The organism is Leuconostoc sp. XM4 (genome assembly GCF_055698815.1).
Genome location: NZ_CP134507.1, coordinates 560,745 through 578,962 on the forward strand (window position 1 = coordinate 560,745; position 18,218 = coordinate 578,962).

20 protein-coding genes are annotated in these 18,218 nt (G+C 38.3%); 16 read left to right on the forward strand and 4 right to left on the reverse strand.

The genetic code is table 11. The features are described 5' to 3' along the window. The first annotated feature begins 39 nt into the window (after window positions 1-39). From RHP64_RS02935 to trxB, 5 genes are all read left to right on the forward strand, one after another. Window positions 40-396, forward strand: coding sequence for a phage holin family protein (locus RHP64_RS02935; protein WP_004164465.1), 357 nt, complete (start codon window positions 40-42; stop codon window positions 394-396). Between the two features lies 1 nt (window position 397). Then, entirely contained in the window at window positions 398-1,363 is a 966-nt protein-coding gene (gene hprK, locus RHP64_RS02940) for an HPr(Ser) kinase/phosphatase (protein ID WP_004164464.1), read from the forward strand. Continuing rightward, on the forward strand, window positions 1,356-2,366 hold the full coding sequence (locus RHP64_RS02945) for an NAD(P)H-dependent glycerol-3-phosphate dehydrogenase (RefSeq protein ID WP_011679415.1): 1,011 nt from the start codon (window positions 1,356-1,358) through the stop codon (window positions 2,364-2,366). Before hprK ends, RHP64_RS02945 begins: the two co-directional genes overlap by 8 nt. A gap of 23 nt (window positions 2,367-2,389) precedes the next feature. After that, entirely contained in the window at window positions 2,390-3,265 is an 876-nt protein-coding gene (gene galU, locus RHP64_RS02950) for a UTP--glucose-1-phosphate uridylyltransferase GalU (RefSeq protein WP_010285820.1), read from the forward strand. A gap of 113 nt (window positions 3,266-3,378) precedes the next feature. Further along, window positions 3,379-4,332 carry a thioredoxin-disulfide reductase gene (gene trxB / locus RHP64_RS02955; protein WP_011679416.1) on the forward strand — a complete coding sequence of 318 codons (954 nt, stop codon included), beginning with the start codon at window positions 3,379-3,381 and terminating at the stop codon, window positions 4,330-4,332. A gap of 49 nt (window positions 4,333-4,381) precedes the next feature. On the opposite strand, the gene RHP64_RS02960 is transcribed toward trxB, so the two are convergent. The 3 genes from RHP64_RS02960 to RHP64_RS02970 are packed head-to-tail and all read right to left on the reverse strand — an operon-like array spanning window position 4,382 to window position 6,572. Further along, window positions 4,382-4,765 carry a VOC family protein gene (locus RHP64_RS02960; protein WP_011679417.1) on the reverse strand — a complete coding sequence of 128 codons (384 nt, stop codon included), beginning with the start codon at window positions 4,763-4,765 and terminating at the stop codon, window positions 4,382-4,384. 50 nt (window positions 4,766-4,815) lie between these two features. Next, window positions 4,816-5,553 carry a DUF6198 family protein gene (locus RHP64_RS02965; protein WP_011679418.1) on the reverse strand — a complete coding sequence of 246 codons (738 nt, stop codon included), beginning with the start codon at window positions 5,551-5,553 and terminating at the stop codon, window positions 4,816-4,818. A 2-nt stretch (window positions 5,554-5,555) separates the two neighbouring features. Next, window positions 5,556-6,572, reverse strand: coding sequence for a zinc-dependent alcohol dehydrogenase family protein (locus tag RHP64_RS02970; protein ID WP_011679419.1), 1,017 nt, complete (start codon window positions 6,570-6,572; stop codon window positions 5,556-5,558). A 146-nt stretch (window positions 6,573-6,718) separates the two neighbouring features. On the opposite strand from RHP64_RS02970, the gene RHP64_RS02975 reads away from it, so the two are divergent. From RHP64_RS02975 to rplS, 4 genes are all read left to right on the forward strand, one after another. Next, window positions 6,719-7,699 carry a LacI family DNA-binding transcriptional regulator gene (locus RHP64_RS02975; protein ID WP_462785061.1) on the forward strand — a complete coding sequence of 327 codons (981 nt, stop codon included), beginning with the start codon at window positions 6,719-6,721 and terminating at the stop codon, window positions 7,697-7,699. A 49-nt stretch (window positions 7,700-7,748) separates the two neighbouring features. Continuing rightward, complete coding sequence (locus tag RHP64_RS02980; RefSeq protein ID WP_025267874.1) at window positions 7,749-8,408, forward strand: DedA family protein; 660 nt, start codon at window positions 7,749-7,751, stop codon at window positions 8,406-8,408. Between the two features lie 42 nt (window positions 8,409-8,450). Next, on the forward strand, window positions 8,451-10,151 hold the full coding sequence (locus tag RHP64_RS02985) for a phospho-sugar mutase (RefSeq protein WP_014324435.1): 1,701 nt from the start codon (window positions 8,451-8,453) through the stop codon (window positions 10,149-10,151). 123 nt (window positions 10,152-10,274) lie between these two features. Beyond that, the gene (gene rplS, locus RHP64_RS02990; RefSeq protein WP_004164446.1) at window positions 10,275-10,634 is read left to right on the forward strand and encodes a 50S ribosomal protein L19; all 360 of its coding nucleotides are present in this window, start codon (window positions 10,275-10,277) and stop codon (window positions 10,632-10,634) included. 348 nt (window positions 10,635-10,982) lie between these two features. On the opposite strand, the gene RHP64_RS02995 is transcribed toward rplS, so the two are convergent. Then, window positions 10,983-11,696 (reverse strand): YslB family protein, encoded by a 714-nt coding sequence (locus tag RHP64_RS02995; RefSeq protein WP_011679423.1) that lies wholly within the window; start codon window positions 11,694-11,696, stop codon window positions 10,983-10,985. 48 nt (window positions 11,697-11,744) lie between these two features. Between RHP64_RS02995 and racE the strand changes: the two genes are divergently transcribed. The 7 genes from racE (at window position 11,745) to RHP64_RS03030 (ending at window position 18,202) form a co-directional block, all read left to right on the forward strand. Further along, window positions 11,745-12,620, forward strand: coding sequence for a glutamate racemase (racE, locus tag RHP64_RS03000; RefSeq protein ID WP_011679424.1), 876 nt, complete (start codon window positions 11,745-11,747; stop codon window positions 12,618-12,620). Then, window positions 12,617-13,222, forward strand: coding sequence for an XTP/dITP diphosphatase (locus RHP64_RS03005; RefSeq protein ID WP_025267875.1), 606 nt, complete (start codon window positions 12,617-12,619; stop codon window positions 13,220-13,222). The genes racE and RHP64_RS03005 overlap by 4 nt, the downstream gene beginning before the upstream one ends. Further along, window positions 13,222-13,758 carry a YfcE family phosphodiesterase gene (locus RHP64_RS03010; RefSeq protein ID WP_014324436.1) on the forward strand — a complete coding sequence of 179 codons (537 nt, stop codon included), beginning with the start codon at window positions 13,222-13,224 and terminating at the stop codon, window positions 13,756-13,758. Before RHP64_RS03005 ends, RHP64_RS03010 begins: the two co-directional genes overlap by 1 nt. A 135-nt stretch (window positions 13,759-13,893) precedes the next feature. After that, window positions 13,894-14,949 (forward strand): Holliday junction branch migration DNA helicase RuvB, encoded by a 1,056-nt coding sequence (gene ruvB, locus RHP64_RS03015; protein ID WP_011679427.1) that lies wholly within the window; start codon window positions 13,894-13,896, stop codon window positions 14,947-14,949. Further along, entirely contained in the window at window positions 14,946-15,803 is an 858-nt protein-coding gene (locus tag RHP64_RS03020; protein ID WP_014324437.1) for a metallophosphoesterase family protein, read from the forward strand. Before ruvB ends, RHP64_RS03020 begins: the two co-directional genes overlap by 4 nt. Window positions 15,804-15,912: 109 nt before the next feature. After that, entirely contained in the window at window positions 15,913-16,974 is a 1,062-nt protein-coding gene (gene queA, locus RHP64_RS03025; protein WP_025267876.1) for a tRNA preQ1(34) S-adenosylmethionine ribosyltransferase-isomerase QueA, read from the forward strand. Window positions 16,975-17,083: 109 nt separating this feature from the next. Then, window positions 17,084-18,202 (forward strand): glycerophosphodiester phosphodiesterase, encoded by a 1,119-nt coding sequence (locus RHP64_RS03030; protein WP_223317043.1) that lies wholly within the window; start codon window positions 17,084-17,086, stop codon window positions 18,200-18,202. Window positions 18,203-18,218 lie beyond the last annotated feature (16 nt).

Below are 18,218 nucleotides of genomic sequence, written 5' to 3' on the forward strand. Positions count from 1 at the left end.
GGTAAACGTTTTCAAAAATTATAAGTAATGGAGAATTTAATGCGATTTATTGTTCGTTTAGCGATAAACATGCTGACCTTTCTACTTTTATCAATGATTTTTCCATCAGGATTCAGAGTAGATAGCTGGGGTGCAGCTTTGTTGGCAGCATTTGTATTATCGATATTGAATGCTATCATTAAACCAATTTTAACAATTTTAACGTTACCATTAACAATTTTGACATTTGGCTTTTTTGCTATTGTTGTTAATGCAATGTTATTGGAAGTGACTGCTGATCTTGTTGGCGGATTTGAATTTTCAAGTTTTGGCTGGGCAATGATTATTGCACTTATTGTTTCCATTATTAACACGTTTTTGACAAAAGATTTGCATGTGCAAGTAGAAAGACATTAAAATGGCACAAAATTCAGTAACAGTAAAACAATTAGTAGAAAATACCCGACTAAAGATTGTTGCCGGTGAACAGTATCTAGACCGAGAAATTACTACTGCAGATATTTCTCGCCCTGGATTAGAAATGACAGGTTATTTCAATTACTATGCGCCAGAAAGAATTCAGTTGCTTGGTATTACTGAAACATCGTTTTCTGAGCGTATGAGTCATGATGAATTACTATTAGTATTTCGTCGCATGGCGGATGAAAAAACGCCGGCATTCGTTATTTCAACTGGATTACCAATAAGTGATGAATTAAATCAAGCAGCTGATGAAGCACATATTCCGATTTTGTCATCAACCTTAACATCCTCACGAATTTTATCCAACATGACATATTATTTGGGTGGTGAACTCGCGCCACGTAAAAATGTGCACGGTGTTTTGATTGATGTTCATGGATTAGGCGTTTTAATTACTGGCGACGCGGGAATTGGTAAGACAGAATCAGCCTTGGAATTAATTCAACAAGGGAAAGCACGTTTGGTCGCTGATGATCGTGTCGATATTTATCAAGAAGATGAAGAGAGGCTGATTGGAGAGCCAAACGGTGTATTACGTAACATGATGGAAGTGCGTGGTGTCGGAATAATTGATGTTCAGCAAGTTTATGGTGCTGTATCTGTTCGATCACATGCTACAATTGCGTTAAACATCCATTTATCTAATGGTAAAATTGGTGAAGCTAATTTTGACCGCTTAGGTGACGATAATGACTCCTTAGAAATTTTGGGTGTTAAGATTAAGCGAATGGTTGTGCCGGTGACGCCTGGTAGAAATACTGCAAGTGTGATTGATGCAGCCTCGGTCAAGTTCCGTACGGCGAATATGGGCATTGATGCGCTGAAAACATTGGAAGAGCGTATGACTGCTGAAATGGAAAAGAATGAAAAAATTGATGCAGGGGACGAAAAAAATGACTAAAATAGCCGTATTGGGCGGTGGCTCTTGGGGCACTGCGTTGGCAAACGTTGCTGCAGAAAATAATAATGATGTGCGTCTGTGGACACGTACTGCGACACAAGCGGATGAAATAAACAGTCAACATACCAACCAAAAGTATTTGCCAGACGCAAAGTTATCATCTGAGTTAATGGCAACCAGTAACATGGCCTTGGCAGTGATGGATGCTGAAATTGTTTTGACAGTTGTTCCTACTAAAGTTGTACGAGAAGTTGCACGTCAGCTAGCTGACGTGTTAAATAAGCAAGATCACCAGGTGATTTTGGCGCATGCTACTAAAGGACTAGAGCAAGTAACCTATAAGCGTGTGTCGGAAATGCTTGCCGAAGAAGTACCTGCAAAGTACCGTTCCACGTTGGCAATGATTTCTGGCCCATCGCATGCAGAAGATGTTATCAAGCATGACTTGACATCTGTATCGATTGCTTCTGAAAATGAAGAGGCTGCCAAATTACTACAGCAGGTATTTGCCAATAGTTCATTTAGACCTTATACGAATCATGATTTGTTAGGATCAGAATTGGCAGCGGCTTTAAAGAATATTATCGCCATCGGATCAGGTGCGTTAATAGGATTAGGTTATGGCGCTAATGCACAGGCTGCTTTGCTGACACGTGGTTTATCGGAAATGCGCGCCCTAGGTCAAGCAATGGGCGCCCAACCAGAAACGTTTTTAGGACTTGCAGGCATTGGTGATTTGATTGTTACTGGCATGTCACCAAACTCCAGAAATTACCGTGCTGGGAAACAGTTAGGTGAAGGAAAGAGTTTGCAAGAGATTCAAGATGACATGGGCATGGTTATTGAGGGTGTTAGCACTACAAAAGCAGTATATGAATTTTCGCAACATCATCATGTGGAAATGCCTATAACAGCCGGTATTTATCGCATATTATATGAAAATGAGCCATTACGCGATGTAATTAGCGACCTAATGAGTCGTCCGTTGCGCAGTGAAGATTAGAAAAAATAAAGAGGAAAAAAATCATGAAACCAGTACGTAAAGCTATTATTCCAGCAGCAGGATTGGGCACACGTTTTTTGCCAGCAACTAAGGCATTAGCTAAAGAAATGTTGCCAATCGTTGACACACCAACGATTGAATACATCGTGCGTGAAGCGATTGAATCTGGCATTGAAGATATCGTTATTGTTGATGGTAAATCAAAGCGTTCCATCGAGGATCATTTTGATTCTAACCCAGAATTAGAGAATAATTTACGTGAAAAAGGAAAGGATGAATTATTAAAGCTTGTTGAGGAAACAACAGATATTAATATGTATTTCATCCGTCAATCACATCCCAAGGGTCTCGGTGATGCTGTACTGACTGCTAAAGCGTTTATCGGTGACGAACCGTTTGTGGTTTTGCTGGGTGATGACTTGATGCAAGATGAAGTACCGTTGACAAAACAATTGATCCAACGTTATGAGGAAACTGGTGAATCAACGTTAGCTGTTATGAAAGTACCTCACGATCAAGTATCAGAATACGGTGTAATAGATCCAGCCGCGCAAGTTGATAAAGGTGGACTATATCGTGTAAAGAGCTTCGTTGAAAAGCCAAAGCCTGAAGATGCACCTTCAGACCTAGCGATTATTGGCCGGTACCTTTTGACACCTGAAATTTTCGAAGAACTAGAAAATACAAAACCTGGTAAAGGAAATGAAATTCAATTGACTGACGCTATTGATTCATTGAACAACCGTCAACACGTATATGCTCATGAATTTAAGGGTAGCCGTTATGATATTGGTTCAAAAATTGGCTTCTTGGAAACAAACATTGAATTTGGTTTAAAGCATCCGCAAACAAAAGATGCATTACGTGCTTATATTAAAGAATTGGCATCAAAGTTGTAATTTAAAAACAGGAGAAATACTTCCTGTTTTTTTAAATAAGATGGTTATGCTCGACAAGGGGTACATAATCGAGTACAATTAGTGTTAACAAAAAGTAAGTAAAGGGGTAAAATATGTCAGAAGAACTCAAGGAATATGATGTGGTCGTTATTGGGGCTGGACCAGCGGGAATGACTGCAGCCACATATGCTTCAAGAGCTAATTTATCAGTATTAATGTTGGATCGTGGTATTTATGGCGGCCAAATGAATAATACAGCTGAGGTGGAAAATTACCCTGGGTTTGATTCGATTTTGGGACCAGATTTAGCTGAAAAGATGTATTCTTCGTCAACACAATTTGGTGCTGAATATGGTTTTGGATCAGTAGAAAGTATTGAAGTTGAAGATTATAGAAAAATAATTCACACAGACATGGGGACTTATGCTGCTAAAGCAATAATTATCGCAACTGGGTCAGAGCATATCCACTTAGATGTAACGGGTGAAGATAAGTATCAGGGTCGTGGTGTAAGTTATTGTGCGGTGTGTGATGGTGCATTTTTCCGAGACGAGGATGTTCTAGTTATTGGTGGTGGTGATTCGGCTATCGAAGAAGGTTTATACCTAACTAATTTAGCAAAATCAGTGACAGTACTTCATCGTCGTGACAAATTACGCGCGCAACAAATTATCCAAAATCGTGCATTTGATAACTCTAAAATGAAATTTGAGTGGCATACTGAAGTGGTGGCTATTACTGGTGACGATGACAAAGTTACAGGCGTTGACGTTATCAATAACCAGACAAATGAAAAGCGTCATATTGATGCTTCAGGTGTGTTCATTTATGTAGGATTAAAGGCAAATACGCAAGGCTTTGAAAATCTCAATATTACTGATCCAGAAGGATGGATTGTAACAGACGATAAGATGCAAACGAGTATTCCCGGTGTTTTTGCTGTCGGCGATGTTCGTGTAAAAGATTTGAGGCAAATAACTACTGCTGTCGGCGATGGTAGTTTGGCTGGTCAGGGTGTATACGATTATATAAGCAGCTTGCCCGCTACTGAAAAGATTGCAGAATAAGCTAAAAAAAAAAACGATGACCAAGAGTCATCGTTTTTTTTTATTTTAATTATTTAACGATTTCACAGAATTCTACGATAACGCCATCAGGTCCTTGAAGATTAAAGAACTTGATTCCTTTATCCCAAAATGGTAAATGTTGTACTTCTGAATCAATCAGAGTGAAGCCTTCAGCCTTAGCGGCATCAAAAGCGGCATCTGCATCAGTAGTGTCCATTGAAATATGGTTAATAGCTCCTGGCTTACCAGCAACTTCGTCACCGCTCCATGTTTCGATCACTAGATTTTCACGTTGCATAAAGATGACATTTCCGGCAGGAAAATCACCAGTCTTTTTAAAACCTAATTTGGTCCAAAATGCTTCAGATTGTTCTAGTGAAGATGATGGAATACCAACGTGTTGTAAACCTGAGTAATAATCAGCAAAAGCCATAATTTTTTCCTCCAAAATTAATATTTTTCATACCAAACAATGAGTTTATCTTATTCACCAACATCAACAGCTTGGTGATCTAAATTACGAAATACTAGTTTGTCAGCAATTCCAGTTATTCCGCCTTGGAAAAGAAAGGCGAAGAGCGTTCCTAAGCCAAAATTATACAGATTTGGGAAAGTAATAATAAACGCAATAATGGCAAAAATTGTTGGTGGAATGTATGAGGCCCACATTGCTTTGAAAGCAGAGCCCTTAAAATACTTAAAACGCAAAATTTGCATCAAATCATCTGCTGGATGCAAAACCAAATTCACACGTTGATATATTGAAATAGCAGTACCAATAAGGGCAACTCCTACGAAGTTAATCACGATGTACAAAATGACCATTGGCAATGACTTTGCATCAGGCATAATTTGATTAAAAATGTTTGAAAACCATTGAATGAAAATTGAAAAAGGTAGCATGAATATAAAGTTACCTAAAATTCTTTTCCAATCAAGCTTCTTCATCAAAAATGCATTTAAGAAGGAGATTAACATACCAAGAACTAGAAAAGCCCAGAATAATGCTAGAGAATTATTTCCTAGAATCGCGTGACCTAAGTTAGCTTCTGCTGCTGTCCAGTATGCAGAACCAAGAAAGGCAGGGTGAATATGATCAGAGGTAACTAATGTTAAGACATTACCCATGGCATTGATAACTAGCGAAATAGTAAAGTAGGTAATCGACAAACTCATTGAAATAGTTCTAGAGCTTTTCGTCTTTGTCTCGTTTTGAGTCATAATTATGCCTCTTCGCCGCCAACCTTCACAACAGCCTTAGATACGACACCTAACTTACCGTTAACAAAGTCGTCAACAGTCTTATAGTCTAATTCGTGTGACATCAATGCTTCAACATTCAACTTACCAGATGATAGCAGAGCCAATGAATCTTCAAATGCGTTAGGGTTGATAAATGAACCTTGAATAGTTAACTGCTTTTGGAATACTTCATAAGTGTTCATTTGGAACTTGGCGTCAGGACCACCAACACCAAACATCAATACTTGAGCGCCACGAGCTGATGCTTCAATAGCAGCTTCTTGTGTTTGTGGTAGACCAACGGCTTCAATAATGACATCATATTCACCTTCAGGGATCTTGTCACCCTTCATTGTGTTGTATGTGTTCTTTACGCCAAACTTTTCCTTGTTCATTGCCAACTTTTCGTCAACAATACCAGCCAAGTCAACTTGGTGAATACCATATGCTTGCAAGATTTGAACGAATAATTCGCCCATGAATCCATCCCCAATTACCAAAGCCTTTTGGTAAGGGGTAACCTTCAACAATTGAATACCGTGAACGGCACATGAAATTGGTTCAACAACAGCAGCTGACTTTAATGAAACGTTATCAGGAATTGGATAAACAACAGATGCAGGTGCAGTGAAGAATTCTTCAAAGCCACCATCACGTGTCACACCAACAGCTGACAAGTTTTCGCATAATTCAGGGCGTGCAGTACGGCAGTACTTGCATTGTCCACAATAAATGTTAGGGTCAACAGTTACGCGGTCACCAACTTTAACGTTAGTAACAGCAGAACCGATTTCTGCAACAACACCTGAGTTCTCATGACCAAGAACGATTGGAGGAACAGCATCAGCTGAACCTGGCAAACCAGCGTATAGTGCGTGATCAGTTCCACAAATACCAGCAAACGCTGTGTGAATCAAAACTTCATTTGGCAAAACCTTTGGACGGTCAATGTCCTTTACTTCTAATTTCTTAGTTCCGGTTAGAACAAGTGCTTCCATGATTAATTCTCCTTTTTTGTGACAAAAGTAACTTACGGTGACTATGCTAAACCTTTGGCATTATAAAGTCAAGTCTCAGGCCAAATTAATTTTCGATTATAAGGCTGTTGGTGTGATAAAATAATATAAGACTATGGAGGTATGTAATGGTTGCAAAATTAAGTGATGTCGCAGCGCTAGCTGGTGTTTCTGTGACAACAGTATCACGTGTTATTAACAGCTATGGTTCTTTGAGCCAAAAAACAATTGATAAGGTCCATGCTGCAATGCGTGAACTACATTATCAACCAAATGCAATGGCACGTTCATTACAAGGTAAATCATCACAATTTATAGGTTTGATTCTACCTAATATGGAAAACCCATTTTTTACTGCACTAGCCAATGAAATCGAACAGTTATTGTTCTTAAAAGGTTATAAAGTTATTATTGCAGCATCAGCAAATAATGTTGAAAAAGAGCAGCAATACTTGCAAATGCTCGCTGCTAATCAAGTTGAAGGTATAATAACTTCTTCACACAATCTAGATATTGAAGAGTATCAGAATACTTATTTACCGATTGTCTCTTATGATCGATATCTATCAGATGATATTCCTATCGTTTCTGAAGACAATGAGGAAGGAGGCTACCTTGCTGGTAAGTACTTGCTTTCAACAGGTGCTCGACGCCTATTAATACTGAGCGATGATGATGGCTCGAAATCACCTACACATATTCGCTATGATGGTTTTTTGAGAGCGACAAAAGACTCTTCAGCCAAGGTGTTCCAAGAAAACTTTAACTTGGAAGGGTTTGCTTCCAAAGAAGATCTCGATAAAATGATTAACTACGTTATAAAAGACAATATTGATGGTGTTTTTGCTTACAATGATGTTGGTGCAATTCAATTACAAAACGCACTTAGAAAAATCGGCAAACGTGTTCCAGAAGATGTAAAAATTATAGGTTACGATGGTACACCAATCGTTCGTCAGCTACACCCTGATTTGCCAACAGTCGTACAACCAGTGAAGCAGGCGGCGAAAGTTTTGATTGACGTATTGTTTGCGGTAATAGAAAATCCTGGAGAAAAGCCACAAAATAATGAATTACTTGGTGTTGAGTTATTTCAACCCGAGCAATAAGTGATTTTGTTACACTTTTTTCAAAAGAATATGACATTTTGGAGGGGAAATGTTTATAAATACATTAGCAACGATACCGGGGTGGATTACCCATCTAATTGGTAGCGACACTGAATTTTCTATATCAACTTTCATTGTGATGTTTTTACTAATTTTTGTTGAGACGGCTGGTATTCTGACAGGATTTATTCCCGGAGATGCTATTTTGATTACGGTCGGTGGCTTGGCAGGGACACATCACAATATTTTTGAATTAGGACTAGTTATTTTAGTTTTCGCCTTTGCATCCTTTTTGGGGGATGGTGTTAATTACTGGTTTGGCGCCTATATCACAAAGCAATTTGGTAAAATTCCAATTATTAAAAAACATGTACATGGTGAGTTAGTTGAACAAATCGCAGGCAATTTTCATCCAAAACGCTGGTTGTTATTTATTGTCTTGGGACGTTTTTTACCTTTTATTCGTGTTGCGGTGCCACTATTAGCTCACCGTTTAGGGTTAGCATTTTTAAATTACTTAAGGATGTCAGCCTTTGCTAGTTTTCTGTGGTCACTAGTCATGGTTTCAATAGGTTATTTTATTGGTCATCTTGAAATTCCAAGACGAATTTCAATTGCCTTAATCATTATAATGGCTGTAGTATTTATAGTGATTTTACGCAGTCCTAAATGTCGGCAACGCATTATTCAATTGTTTATTCGAAAATAAATTTGTTATAATTTAAGAAATTACGAAAGAAGAAGGTAAATCATGAGTTATAAAGAAGCACTTACAAAATGGCAAGAAGCGACTTTACCAGATTATTTGGCTGCTGATTTAGAAAAATACACACCAGACCAGCAGGAAGACGCTTTTTATCAAAATCTAAGTTTTGGTACAGCTGGAATGCGCGGTGTATTGGGTGCAGGGACAAACCGCATGAATGTTTTCACAGTTCGTCAAGTAACTGAAGCTTTGGCGCGTTACATTGATGAGCAAGGATCAGATGCAAAAAAGCGTGGCGTAGCAATCAGTTTTGATTCGCGTCATTTTTCTCCTGAATTTGCTTCAAATGCGGCACAAGTATTGTCGGCACACGGAATTAAGAGTTTCCTTTTTAGTTCGTTGCGTCCAACACCAGAATTGTCATTTACTGTACGTGAATTACACGCTTTCGCCGGCATTATGATCACTGCATCACATAATCCTAAAGAATATAACGGTTACAAGGTTTATGGAGAAGATGGTGGTCAAATGGTTCCAGAAGCAGTTGATGCTGTGGTTAATGAACTGGCGAACATTACTGATATTTTTAATATTGCATTAGATGAAGACAACAAAAATGTACAAATTATTGATGATGAAATTGATAATAAATATTTGAAGAAGATGGAAACAGTGACGGTTAACGCTGACCTTGTTGCCAAAGAGGGTGCTTCGCTAAAGTTTGTTTATTCACCGCTACACGGAACAGGGCAATACATTGGTGAAAAAGCATTGCAGCAGGCAGGTTTCACAAATTACACAATTGTAAAAGAACAAGCTGTTATTGATGGTGATTTTCCAACGGTTAAAAAACCTAATCCGGAAGATGCTGCCGCGTTATCATTAGCTATTGAATATGCTAAGCGTGATGGGGCAGATGCTGTTGTAGCAACAGATCCTGACGCTGATCGTATGGGGGCTGCTGTTAAACTAGCGGATGGTACATTCCAAATTTTGACAGGAAATCAAATTGCCGCTGTGTTGGTTAACTACTTATTAACAGCTAAAAAAGACACAAACACTTTGCCAACTAATGGGTCGATTGTGACATCAATTGTATCGTCACGCTTTGCGTCAAAGGTTGCTGAAAGCTTTGGTGTTGAAACAGCTGATGTGTTAACTGGGTTTAAATATATTGCAGCTACAATTGATCAATTTGAGGAAACAAAATCCAATACATTTCTGTTTGGTTTTGAAGAAAGTTTTGGCTACTTGGTCAAGCCATTCTCTCATGATAAAGATGCCATTCAAGCATTGGTATTATTTGCAGAGGTAGCTGCATACTACAAGTCACAAGGGAAGACTTTCGCAGATGGATTGTATGAATTATTTGAGAAATTTGGATACTTTGAAGAGAAAACAATTAGCTTAGATTTCCCAGGAATTCATGGCAATGATGAAATGGCGGCAATTATAGCTGGCTTTCGTGATAACCAACCCGCTGAAATTGGCGGAGTAAAAGTTGCACGCGTGCAAGACTTTTCAACCTCAGTCGAAACAAACAAAGATGGATCAACGGCTAAGTTATCTCAACCAAAAGCAAATGTGTTAAAGTATTGGTTGGATGATGGTTCTTGGGTGGCCTTACGACCATCAGGCACAGAACCTAAGCTAAAGTTCTACATTGGGGTTGAATCTGACTCACAACAAGAATCACAAGCTAAAATTGATATTATTTCCGCCGATTTAATGAAGCGCGCAAAATAATACTAGACATAAAAATTATAATTTGCTATAATTACTGTTGGCTATCAAAGCCCACATTAACGATAATCCGCTGTGCGTTTAGCCTAAGGGCAAGTGTATGATTGTCGATCAGGAGAATGACCAATGCGTCAAAATACTATTTTAGAAAACGTTACATCAGCACAATTACGTACTGACATTCCTGCTTTCCGTGCAGGAGACACTGTTAAGGTGTATGCCAAGATCGTTGAAGGTTCACGTGAACGTGTTCAGTTGTTTGAAGGTGTTGTTATTAAGCGCAAGGGCGCTGGCATCCAAGCAACTTATACAGTTCGTAAGATTTCTTCAGGTGTTGGTGTGGAACGTACATTCCCATTACACTCACCACGTGTTGAAAAGATTGAAGTTACTCGCTTTGGTCAAGTACGCCGTGCAAAGTTGTACTACTTGCGTGCTTTGCAAGGTAAGGCAGCTCGTATTAAAGAACGTCGCCGCGACGTTTAAGGTATGTAAAAGGTATTTCTTCGGAGATGCTTTTTTTGTTAATTATTCCTTAAAAAGTTATTTACTTCACTAAATATTATGTCATTGTCGCGTAATACTTTTGTCAAAATCAAGACACATTATTACGAATGAATTAGTCTATAATAGACATATACTCAAATAACATTTGAGTTTCATTACTTCCCCCAGTAATGCATCAATCAGCTCCCCCAATTGTTGATTGATACACCGATAACTTATGTTATCAACCCCCTGACCAACCCCCCTCTTCGGTCAGGGGTTTTTTGTTTGCAAAAAAGTATCGAAATGTAATAAAAAACCGCTAACGCTGTCGTTAACGGTTTTTTATTATTTAAAAGGGGACTGTGAGTTTTCTGTAGATGTTGGCACATTAAATGGATCAATTTCTTCACCAGATAAAGCACTTAACCCAGAACTTTCTTCTGTAGGCATGACGGTTTCATCAAACTTAAAAGCTAACAAGGAGTCTGTGATAGACTGTTCACGTGAAATATCGTCGTTATCGCGTACTTCCACAACGGTAGCTTTTTCTGTTGTAGCATGTGTTCGATCTAAGAAAGAATCTCGTGCAGCTGCACGTTGCCTAAGATCATCAACATTAACTGTTTCAGATAGGTCAGTGATTACTTCAAAAGAAACGCCTTCGTTTTTCTTCAAATACTTGAAATTGGCTTCTGCAATGGCACCAGTTTGTACTTCAAGCTGTTGTGCTAAAAAGCCGGCCTCTAAACTAAAATCAGCATTTTTATTTAACGCAAGACGTTGTCGCACTAAATCGCCAGTTAATTCCCAACGTTGGTTCTTGCTATTTTGTGATTTAATTTCTAAATCACCAAAGGCAGCGTTGGCAAAAAACTCTTTTACTGTCGACAGTGTGTCAGTTGGAAACTGACGTGCAATTTCTTTACCGGCCCAGTATAAAATATGCGGATAGTCTTCTTGAAGTAAATTCTTTAAGAGACCGTCCCGTAGCAAACTGAGTGCAAAACTGTTTACTTGAAAGTTTGTTTGTAAAATTTTATCGTAATCGTTGATATCCATGGTTGACGAAAATCCTTTCATTTCATTATACACAAAATTAGTGCTCAAATGCTTGCATTTTTTATTATCCTCGTCATAATTAATTATATGATAAAAAATAATCCTATTGGGCTAGTTGACTCTGGTATTGGTGGCCTAACTGTTGTCAAAGAATCCCAGAAGCAATTACCGAACGAACAATTAATTTATATTGGTGATACGGCACGTATGCCATATGGACCGCGCTCCGAAAAAGAAGTTATTGACTATACTTTTCAAATGGCTCATTATCTGGTAAATGAGCAAAATATCAAAATGTTGGTCATTGCTTGTAATACTGCCACTGCTAGAGCTTTATCACAATTACGAGAACAATTATGTATTCCAGTCATTGGTGTCATTCAACCAGGCGCAGAAGCGGCCGTTTCAATTAGTCAAAATAAAAAAATTGGATTGATTGCAACTCAAGGCACTGTCGAATCGCAAGTCTACAATGAAAAAATGTTAGCAATTGACAATAATGTTCAGATTACTTCGCAAGCTGAGCCTGAATTTGTTACTTTAGTGGAAAATAATCTCTATCAGAGTGATGAAGCCCGCGAGGTAATTGCCCATCATTTGAGTGCCTTCAAAGAGGCAAATATTGACACGCTAATCTTGGGGTGTACTCATTTTCCATTACTGACGCCTTTTATTCAAGAAGCAGTCGGATCGGATGTTACACTAGTTGATTCTGGCGCCAAGACGGTTGCGGTGATGAAACAATATTTGGATGAACTCGACATTCATTCAGAAGTGAAACACAATCATAGCGATGATATTTATAACACGACAGGTGATAAACTAAAATTCAAAACGATTGCTAGTAGTTGGTTAGCACGAAATCATGAGTTAGATGTGCGCCACCTTAATATTGTTGGGGACCATTTGGAGGAAGAAAAGTGAAGCTAATTATAGCGAGCAATAATGCTCATAAAATAACTGAAATTGAAGCCTTACTGGCGTCAATAAGTATTGACTTACCTGTCGTTTCACTTCAAGAAATAGGGGATGTTCCCGAAATTGTTGAAGATGGGACAACATTTGAAGAAAACGCTGTGAAGAAAGTTGAAACGATTGCTAAAATTGCCCCTAATGATTACATTTTGGCTGATGACTCTGGTATGTCAGTGGATGCTTTAAATGGTGAACCTGGAGTTTATTCAGCACGTTATGCTGGCGATCACGATGATCAAGCAAATATTGATAAAGTTTTGCAAAAGTTAGCTAAGGTTCCTAACGAGCAGCGAACAGCACACTTCAATAGCGTTATCGCTTTACATAGTCCTAAGGGGTCAAACCTAATAGTTAACGGACAAGTAGATGGCTATATAACAGAAAGTGAACGCGGACAAGATGGATTTGGATATGATCCAATATTTTTTGTACCCAGCATGAACAAAACCTTTGCAGAAATGTCTGCAAGTGAAAAAAATACAATTAGTCATCGTGGTTTAGCACTGCAAGAACTCGGTAAAAAATTACCAGTTTGGTTGAAAGGAGAATAATGGTTAAATTTTTAATTGTTTCAGATATACACAGTGATCGAAAAATTTTAGTAGATATTTTGGCTCAGTGGCGAGATAAAGTTGATGGCATTTTTTACAATGGTGATTCTGAATTGAACGCTGATGATGACATTTTTGCGGGTGTTTCTACGGTAATCGGTAACATGGATGATGATCCTGATTTTGCTGAAGCACGTTCAACGGTTATTGATGGTATAACTTTTTTTCAAACCCACGGTCACCTTTACAATGCGACGGCAATATTAAAATGGGCTAATTTGGATTCGATGAACGAAGCTGCAAATGATGCCCATGCACAAGTTGTTTTGTTTGGTCATACACACAAAGAAGGGGCTGTTTCATATGATCATAAGTTATTTATCAATCCAGGTTCAACAACTCTGCCAAAGGGGTCACGTGCGGACCTTGGTGGAACTTATGCGGTTCTAGAAGTAACAGATGATAAGTATATCGTAACGTTTTACACACGTCAGCATCAGGCCGTTCCTGATTTAACTGTGACAGTAAATCGATAAAATTTTTTAAAACATAAAAACTCCTTTTGTTATAATTTACTTATAAGCTTAGGGAGTTTTTATTACGTCATATTAAACAGTATGATGTTCAAAAACATAACCACATCATCGAACGTGTATAATATAGGACTAGCTATGACAGAAGATAACCCACAATTTAATCAATGGTATGAACAAGACACCGAAGTAGATCATTTATTACGTGACGCAGCTGCCAATGATGAAGAACAGCGTAGTGAATTATCATTACGTCCGCAATTTTTGCGTGAGTATATTGGGCAAGAGGCGTTAAAAGAAGAGTTAAATGTCTATATTTCGGCAGCAAAGCAACGTGAAGAAGCATTGGATCATGTATTGCTTTTTGGACCACCAGGATTAGGTAAAACAACGCTAGCGATGATTATTGCTAATGAGATGAATGTTAATATTAAAACAACATCGGGTCCTGCTATTGAAAAGCCAGGTGATTTGGTAGCATTACTGAATGAACTGGAGCCGGGGGATATCTTGTTTATTGATGAAATACATCGAATTCCTACTAATATTGAGGAAATAATGTATTCAGCAATGGAAGATTATTTTGTTGATATTATGGTTGGTCAGGGGCCAACGGCGCGTCCAGTTCATTTTCCGTTGCCGCCATTTACTTTAATCGGGGCAACCACGCGTCCTGGTATGTTATCCAAGCCACTTCGTGATCGATTTGGCATTATTAACTCGCTACAATACTATACTCCAGAAGAATTACAGCAAATAGTCGTTCGTACGGCAGACATCTTTAATGCACCAATTAAATCGGAAGGTGCATATGAAATATCGCTGCGCTCTCGTGGCACACCTCGTATCGCCAATCGTTTGTTGAAACGCGTCCGTGATTTTGCTCAGGTCGAGGGAAAAGATGCAATTGACAAGAATATTGTGACTATTGGTTTGGATAAATTGCGCGTTGACAATAGAGGTCTTGACGAAACCGATCATAAGCTTTTAGAAACAATGATCGAATATTATAAAGGTGGGCCGGTTGGGTTAAATACAATAGCTGCTAATATTGGTGAAGAGTCAGAAACATTAGAGGCAATGGTTGAACCATATTTATTGCAGATTGGTTTTTTGCAGCGCACACCGCGTGGACGTGTTGTCACTGAAGCGGGGTACACTCATTTAGGGCACGCCTATCAAAGGAAATTATGACAAATTTTATTATTTCAGACACACATTTCAATCATGAAAAAATTCTATATTTTGATAAATCACGGGCAGTATCACTGCAAGCATTAAATATAGAGCCAACGATTGAAAATATGGATCGATATCTGGAGGATACTTGGAACGAAACTGTAACGGATGAGGACACAGTTTATTTTCTTGGCGATTTGGGCATGTTTCGCAAGAAACAGGATTTTGTAGCACAACTTAGTCGTCTAAAAGGTAAAAAAGTGTTTTTTAAAGGGAATCACGATCATTCAGATCAAATTAAAGCAGCAATAAAGACACCTGAAACAAACATTATTGAATATATTGAAACTGCTAAAGCTATAAAAATCAATGGTATTAATGTATGGATGAGCCATTATGCAATTGATTTGCCATACCCCGTTTTATCTGTTCACGGACATATTCATGAAGCAGAATACAAACAAGCTAGTATGGTGAATTTATCGCTTGATTCCTCGTTTATGCAAAAAAGACGTTTCGGCCAACCGCTTACTTTTGATGAACTAACCGAAGAATTGACGGACAGATTGGACAAAATTCAAAATGAATATGCAATTGAGTCCGATAACAAGCGTTATGATCGGTCTGTTGAGCGAGCTTTCGATGAAACGATAACAATTAATAAACCGACTGCTACACAGCGTCATGAATTAGCTTTATTAGTTGATCATTTGAATCAACATGATTTGACATATGCTGATGTCTTGGAGCAACTTGAAATTCCAAATGTAAATAAAGTGTTGACTGCCGATGAACTTGAAAAAGTAGCGCAAACTGGCTTTGAATTCGAAAAGAAAACAGGTCTCAGTGGTAACACCGGCAGTGTATAAAGTGTTTTCTAATTTTTTCATTTGTTAAGCCATTGCAATGGCTTTTTTCTTTGCAAACAAGTATGTTACAATGGAAATTAGATTATTTTTAAAGGGATTCGATATCATTATGGCAGAAGAAAAAAAATATACATTATCAGATTTTGATTATGATTTACCAGAGGCGTTAATTGCACAAACACCGTTGAAGCAACGTGATGCTTCGAGATTATTAGCATTGAACGCTAAAACTGGTGGCTATGAGGATAAACATTTCTATGACATATTAGATTATTTGAATCCTGGGGATGCTATTGTCATGAATAATTCACGTGTTTTACCAGCACGTTTACACGGCGCACGTCCGGAAACTGGTGGACATGCTGAAGTCTTACTACTTCGTCAAGATCATGGTGATGTATGGGAGACGTTAGTTAAACCAGCGAAAAAATCACCCGTTGGGTCAACCATTGTTTTTGGTGATGATATTGAAAATCCGATTATGACCGCAACAGTTGTTGGTGAATTAGAACATGGTGGTCGATATATTGAATTTCATTATGATGGCATTTTCATGGAGCTACTTGATCAGTTGGGCGAAATGCCATTACCACCTTATATTAAAGAAAAGCTTGACGATCAAGAACGTTATCAAACGGTCTATTCAAAGGTTGATGGTTCAGCAGCAGCACCAACAGCAGGGCTACATTGGACACCTGAGTTGTTAGATAGGGTTCGTGCCAAAGGTGTCAAAACGGTTGAATTAACGCTTCATGTAGGTCTTGGAACGTTCCGGCCTGTCGATGAAGAAAATATTGAAGATCATAAAATGCATTCGGAATTTTACCAACTCAGCCAAGAAGCTGCGGATGAATTGAATTCGGTTAGAAAACACGGTGGGCGTATCATTGCTACCGGTACGACGTCAATACGTACCCTTGAAACTATTGGTACTAAGTTTAATGGTGACCTGACCGCTGATTCAGGTTGGACGGATATTTTTATTAAACCAGGATACAATTGGACAGTTGTAGATGCCTTTATAACTAACTTCCATTTGCCTAAATCAACATTGGTCATGTTAGTCGCTGCTTTTACTGGGCGTGATAATATTTTGAATGCTTATAAACATGCGGTTGATGATCAGTATCGTTTCTTCAGTTTTGGAGACGCGATGTTTATTCATAAATAATAAAGACGAACAAAACGAAAAAAAAATACATCTGACTCTCAGACGTATTTTTTATTTGTGTATTTGTTTATCAAAGTAGAATGCTATAAAGAGTAACAACGGGGGTAACATGAGATTTATTTTAGGTTTGTGTGCATTGATATCGGGCATGCTTTTTACCAAAATTGTGAATTCGGAAGCGGGCTCTGTGGAGCCACCTTCAATGTTAGAAAAAGTAGTGCTAACACAAATTGAAAATGGTTCGGTAGGCCAAACGCCGCACTCTGGCTATGTGAATGGCAGTTATTATAAGACGGCTGAACCGGCTAACGGTTATTTAGATGATGGAACTGGAAAGTATTTTTTTAAAGATGGCAAACGTCAAAGTGGTTTACAAACGATTGGATCAAAAACTTATTATTTTGATTCAGTAACAAACCTTGCTGTTAAAAATCAATTGAAGTCCGTTGATAAGCATACATATTACCTTGCTTCTGATGGGAGCGTTCAATACCGTGTTAATGGTAATTTTCAAACAAAGCTAATTGCTCACCGTGGGGCGTCAAATTTAGCACCTGAAAATTCAATACCAGCGTTTCAATTGGCTAAAGGTAGTTATGGTGCGGAGACAGATATTTGGCTTACAAAAGACAAGCAGTGGGTTGTGAGCCATGATGGTACTATTGATCGTATGACTAACGGTCATGGTGCTATTAAAGACTTAACCTTAGCTCAGATTAAACAATATCATATTGATTCTGGTGTTAATGTTGGAAAATACCAATCACTAACTTTGCCAACCTTAAAAGAGTATTTAACTGAGATGTCTAATAATAATTTACGGCCAATTATTGAAATTAAACAGCCGGCTAGTCAAATGAGCGATGGTGATGTTCAAAATTTAATTGCTGCAGTTAAAAATGCAGGATTGTATAACAACAGTACGATAATTAGCCTGCAGTGTGAAGCCTTAAAACACGTATATGCACTAGACAAAAAGATTTCGCTCGAACTTTTATGGGATTCGGCTAGTGATCCAGTGCAGTTGTCTGAAAAATTAAACGAATTAGGGCCCAAAGCAGGGCTGGATATTAACGGGAAAAAATTAACGAGTCAAACAATTCAAGCGCTCAGACAGCAAGGGCGACGACTAAATGTTTGGACAATATCACCGTCAGAGTTCCCTTATTATATTGGACTAGGTGTTGATGAAATTACGACGGATGCTAACAGTTTTAGTTTAAACTGATTTATTTTAGGGTGAG

Excerpts from the sequence above, each read along its gene's own strand:
- ruvB (WP_011679427.1), top strand. The coding sequence starts at position 13,894 with ATGACAGAAGATAACCCACAATTTAATCAATGGTATGAACAAGACACC.
- hprK (WP_004164464.1), top strand. The coding sequence starts at position 398 with ATGGCACAAAATTCAGTAACAGTAAAACAATTAGTAGAAAATACCCGA.
- RHP64_RS02980 (WP_025267874.1), top strand. The coding sequence starts at position 7,749 with ATGTTTATAAATACATTAGCAACGATACCGGGGTGGATTACCCATCTA.
- RHP64_RS02985 (WP_014324435.1), top strand. The coding sequence starts at position 8,451 with ATGAGTTATAAAGAAGCACTTACAAAATGGCAAGAAGCGACTTTACCA.
- RHP64_RS02965 (WP_011679418.1), bottom strand. The coding sequence starts at position 5,553 with ATGACTCAAAACGAGACAAAGACGAAAAGCTCTAGAACTATTTCAATG.
- RHP64_RS02945 (WP_011679415.1), top strand. The coding sequence starts at position 1,356 with ATGACTAAAATAGCCGTATTGGGCGGTGGCTCTTGGGGCACTGCGTTG.
- queA (WP_025267876.1), top strand. The coding sequence starts at position 15,913 with ATGGCAGAAGAAAAAAAATATACATTATCAGATTTTGATTATGATTTA.
- galU (WP_010285820.1), top strand. The coding sequence starts at position 2,390 with ATGAAACCAGTACGTAAAGCTATTATTCCAGCAGCAGGATTGGGCACA.
- RHP64_RS02970 (WP_011679419.1), bottom strand. The coding sequence starts at position 6,572 with ATGGAAGCACTTGTTCTAACCGGAACTAAGAAATTAGAAGTAAAGGAC.
- trxB (WP_011679416.1), top strand. The coding sequence starts at position 3,379 with ATGTCAGAAGAACTCAAGGAATATGATGTGGTCGTTATTGGGGCTGGA.
- racE (WP_011679424.1), top strand. The coding sequence starts at position 11,745 with ATGCTTGCATTTTTTATTATCCTCGTCATAATTAATTATATGATAAAA.
- RHP64_RS02995 (WP_011679423.1), bottom strand. The coding sequence starts at position 11,696 with ATGGATATCAACGATTACGATAAAATTTTACAAACAAACTTTCAAGTA.
- RHP64_RS03010 (WP_014324436.1), top strand. The coding sequence starts at position 13,222 with ATGGTTAAATTTTTAATTGTTTCAGATATACACAGTGATCGAAAAATT.
- rplS (WP_004164446.1), top strand. The coding sequence starts at position 10,275 with ATGCGTCAAAATACTATTTTAGAAAACGTTACATCAGCACAATTACGT.
- RHP64_RS02935 (WP_004164465.1), top strand. The coding sequence starts at position 40 with ATGCGATTTATTGTTCGTTTAGCGATAAACATGCTGACCTTTCTACTT.
- RHP64_RS02975 (WP_462785061.1), top strand. The coding sequence starts at position 6,719 with ATGGTTGCAAAATTAAGTGATGTCGCAGCGCTAGCTGGTGTTTCTGTG.
- RHP64_RS03020 (WP_014324437.1), top strand. The coding sequence starts at position 14,946 with ATGACAAATTTTATTATTTCAGACACACATTTCAATCATGAAAAAATT.
- RHP64_RS02960 (WP_011679417.1), bottom strand. The coding sequence starts at position 4,765 with ATGGCTTTTGCTGATTATTACTCAGGTTTACAACACGTTGGTATTCCA.
- RHP64_RS03030 (WP_223317043.1), top strand. The coding sequence starts at position 17,084 with ATGAGATTTATTTTAGGTTTGTGTGCATTGATATCGGGCATGCTTTTT.